The following is a 3,725-nucleotide window of genomic DNA, read 5'->3' as shown; positions in this document are numbered from 1 at the left end:
AGGTCTCATAGCCCGTCGCTTCAGCGAACGCTCGATACTGACCAACCGTAACTTCGGTGCGATCGATTTCAAACCCGTCGATGGGCTGCATGTCCGCAAGAGCTGGGCTGGCCAACACCAGCGTTAAGAGCGCAAGGCGTCTCATCTGTACCCCCTTACGGATTGATCCTTTTCGCGCTCACTGAACTATCAGGAATTTCGTTCAGTCAAGCTGAACTTGGAATGTCCGCTTCTAGCTAAAACGGACATCAACAGCGGCATAGCCGAGAAACTCTTGAGGCAAGTCAATGCATGTGCCTGCCCCTTCGATACTTTGAGATATCGGATGAGGGAGGATGACATGATCAAGAAAGTTCTTATTGCTACGGACGGCTCCGGCCACGCTCAGAAAGCTGTTACATTCGGCGCGGATCTCGCATCTAAATACGATGCTGAAGTAGTACTACTGCACGTGCTCCTTCGGGGAGAACTCTCCGAGAACCTTCGTCACATGGCTGAGGTCGAACATCTCTTCGCGGAGGGTGGCCGACGCCTGCGAGAAGCATTCTCTTCAATCCCGCAGGGCCGCTGGCCATTAGAAATTATGATCCCGTCCGAAGGGATATCGTCGGAAGGCGAGTTGCTTCATGCTGTTGGCGAGCAAATCCTCGACTATGCCGAAGATCTAGCTAAAGAGCGTGGAGCATCAAAAATCAAGAAGCGGATTGAAGACGGAAATCCCGTTACTCGCGTCCTGGAGACCCTTGAGGCGGAGGATGCCGACCTGCTCGTTACGGGTGCAAGAGGCCTGTCTGATCTAAAGGCGCTGATGGTTGGCAGCGTATCGCACAAGCTATCGCACATGGCGCCTTGTACCTGCATTAGCGTTCGGTAACGCGGGTTTGTAGGTGGTTCGCAGAACCTAAGGTACTAAGACCGCAGCCCCTTGAAGTTTACCATCCCGAAGGTCGCTTAGTGCCCGGTTCGCTTCCTCAAGTTTATAGGGGGTCACTTCGGCCTTAACGCCTGCCTTTTGGGCGAGGTCTAGGAAGTCTTCACCATCGCGTCGCGTTAGATTGGCGACTGATTTAATCTGCCTTTCACCCCAAAGGTCGGCATAAGGAAAGCTTGGGATATCACTCATGTGAATGCCGCCACAGATGACGCGGCCACCCTTGCGGACAGCTTTGAGCGCGATAGGCACCAAGCTTCCAACCGGCGCGAAGATCAAAGCGGCGTCCAGTTCGGAGGGAGGGCACTCGTCTGATCCTCCAGCCCAAGCGACCCCTAGGCGGCGGGCGAAGTCCTGTGCAACGCGATCGCCAGGGCGCGTCAAGGCGTAAACATCGCGGCGCTGCCAAACAGCAATCTGCGCCAGAATATGGGCAGCTGCGCCAAATCCATAAATACCGAGACGCTTTGCGTCACCTGCCATGGCGAGACTCCGGTATCCAATCAGACCAGCACAAAGGAGAGGCGCCAGCGCCACCGGATCGGCTTTCTCTGGCAAGGGAAAAACGTAATCCGCGTTAGCTACGCAGGCCTCGGCAAAGCCGCCGTCAATCGTGTAGCCGGTAAAGCCCGGCTTATCGCAGAGATTCTCTTCGTGTTTTCGACAGTAGGGACAGGTTCCACAGGTATGACCCAGCCAAGGAACGCCAACGCGTTGGCCTGCCTTCAGTCCACTCACTTTTGATCCAACGGCGCTGACTCGGCCTACGATCTCGTGTCCGGGAATGAGAGGCAATTTTGGAGCCTTGAGATCATGATCAACAATGTGCAGATCTGTCCGGCATACGCCGCAGGCTTCGATCTCAATTTGGACTTGATTGGCCGTAGGCTTGGGCGTTTCGATCTCTGAGAGCTGGAGGTCGCGGTCTAGCTCGTTCAGTACCATCGCCTTCATGATAACTCTCCCATTTCTGAGCGACCGAAACACGGACCTAGCAGGCCCGCCAGCGGCGCATCTTTCTTCGTGATCCTGTCCAAGCTGTATTCACAATGGGGGAGCGGCAAAAGACAGTCCTTGATCCGAATCAAGACTGGTTCGTCCCTGTCTCCTCTTCCTCGGTCGAGCCAATTGCTATTAGCCTCTGCCGAAATGAATTAGCTCCAAGGACGTCCTCAAATGTGTAGATGCAGGACGCCGCTCACGTGGGTCGCAGATCTGTCCTGCCATTCGAAAAGGGAGAAGTCACTTTAATAAAATCCAACATATAACGTTATAGCTTCGCAGCCCGAGCGATAACGTCAGCACTATCTTTTACTACTCTTCGCCCTTCCTCTATTGCCTCTGACGCTCGATGAAAATCAATGACCGACAACTTGGAGAGGTGGGCATCAAGCAGTACATGAGGCGGGTCTCCTGCAAGCTTCGCTCGACGTATGCCATCGGTCATGATGTCGATAGAAGCTGCTAGTACATCCAAGTACTGAGGCCTTGGTTCTTCCTCTCTCTCACTTTCAAGAAAATCTTTAAGCACATCTGGTAGATGCGGCAGTCGCTCGCTCCAAGTTCTCGAAAGCGTGGGCAATTCTTCTTTGCGCTCTTCCCAGAACGTACCGTCGAATCGGCCGTTTGGATTGGCAGCAATTACGACCTCTGCACCCAAAATCCGGCAAGCAGTAACCGGCAGAGGATTGGTAAGTCCTCCATCTAGAAACCACCTGCCTTCGATCCGGTAAGGGCTGATCATGCCAGGAAGGGCGACCGAGGCGCGGACGGCTTCTGCAAGATCCCCCTCTCTCATCCAAACATCCCGACCCGTTGCCATGTCCGTAGCTACGACAGCGAGAGGTATGGGCAAATCTTGAATCCGGTCATGCTCCACCAACCGTCGAATAACGCTCAGAATCTCGCCACCTTCAACAAGCCCACCAGACGATGGCTTTATGTCGAGCATTCCGAAAAAGTCCCGCGCTGTTAATTCCTGCGCCCAGTTCTCTAATTCATCTAGTGCTCCACCCGCGTAGATTGCTCCTACAAGAGCACCCATTGAAGCGCCCGAGATCACGTCTGGCTTTAATCCCATCGCATCGAGTTCGCGCAGAATCCCGATGTGACACCAACCTCTTGCGCCACCACTACCAAGAGCTAGTCCAATTTTTGGTCGCTTCTTTTCGGCCATATTGGATTCCTTTCGAGGCGCTTATTGTGCGGCAGGCAACAGATGCAGGCTGTTTGCTAGCATAAGGATAGATATCTGCAGATCCGAACCGTTTATTGAGAGCACTAAGCCTACGTCTGCCTCTGGCTATAAGCAGGCCTCAGCCTCTGAATTTTTGATGCGAAGGCTCGATTGCTTCAGGTCTAGTGTGAGTATGGCGGACTGATCCCTTTTTTTGATGGCACAGCCGGATAGCCCGAGAGGTCACATGACAGGGCGATACGAGAAAAAGCGGGATTTCCGCAAGACACCGGAACCCAAGGCGGGCGGCAAGGCGCCTGCCAAGAAGGGTTCCCTGCCGCGTTTCGTTGTCCAGGAGCACAACGCGACCAGCCATCACTTTGACTTCCGTTTGGAAATAGGCGGGGCGTTAGTCTCTTGGGCCGTGCCTAAAGGGCCCTCCACTGACCCCGCGGAAAAGCGTTTGGCCATCCGAACGGAGGACCCTCCGCTGGACTACGCCGAGTTCGAGGGCGTGATCCCTGAAGGCCAATATGGTGCGGTTTCCGTGCTTATCTGGGAACGCGTGTATTTCTAGAACAAAACAGAGCAAGAAAATTATGCGGGAGATAAGAAAGC

General features: G+C 54.1%; 4 protein-coding genes. 2 read left to right on the top strand and 2 right to left on the bottom strand.

From position 1 onward, the window contains the following. The first annotated feature begins 340 nt into the window (after window positions 1–340). Window positions 341–874, top strand: coding sequence for a universal stress protein (locus P8X75_14815; GenBank protein MEJ1996452.1), 534 nt, complete (start codon window positions 341–343; stop codon window positions 872–874). 27 nt (window positions 875–901) lie between these two features. On the opposite strand, the gene P8X75_14810 is transcribed toward P8X75_14815, so the two are convergent. Both P8X75_14810 and P8X75_14805 read right to left on the bottom strand, forming a co-directional pair. Next, window positions 902–1,885 carry a zinc-dependent alcohol dehydrogenase family protein gene (locus P8X75_14810; protein ID MEJ1996451.1) on the bottom strand — a complete coding sequence of 328 codons (984 nt, stop codon included), beginning with the start codon at window positions 1,883–1,885 and terminating at the stop codon, window positions 902–904. A 316-nt stretch (window positions 1,886–2,201) separates the two neighbouring features. Then, a complete protein-coding gene (locus P8X75_14805; protein MEJ1996450.1) occupies window positions 2,202–3,107 on the bottom strand; it encodes a patatin-like phospholipase family protein in 906 nt (301 codons plus the stop codon). Window positions 3,108–3,354: 247 nt separating this feature from the next. Between P8X75_14805 and P8X75_14800 the strand changes: the two genes are divergently transcribed. Beyond that, window positions 3,355–3,684 carry a DNA polymerase ligase N-terminal domain-containing protein gene (locus P8X75_14800; GenBank protein MEJ1996449.1) on the top strand — a complete coding sequence of 110 codons (330 nt, stop codon included), beginning with the start codon at window positions 3,355–3,357 and terminating at the stop codon, window positions 3,682–3,684. The last annotated feature ends 41 nt before the right edge of the window (window positions 3,685–3,725 follow it).

Origin of the sequence: Limibacillus sp., from assembly GCA_037379885.1 — a bacterium.
Classification (GTDB): domain Bacteria; phylum Pseudomonadota; class Alphaproteobacteria; order Kiloniellales; family CECT-8803; genus JARRJC01.
This window is presented reverse-complemented; position numbering and strand designations above follow the sequence as displayed.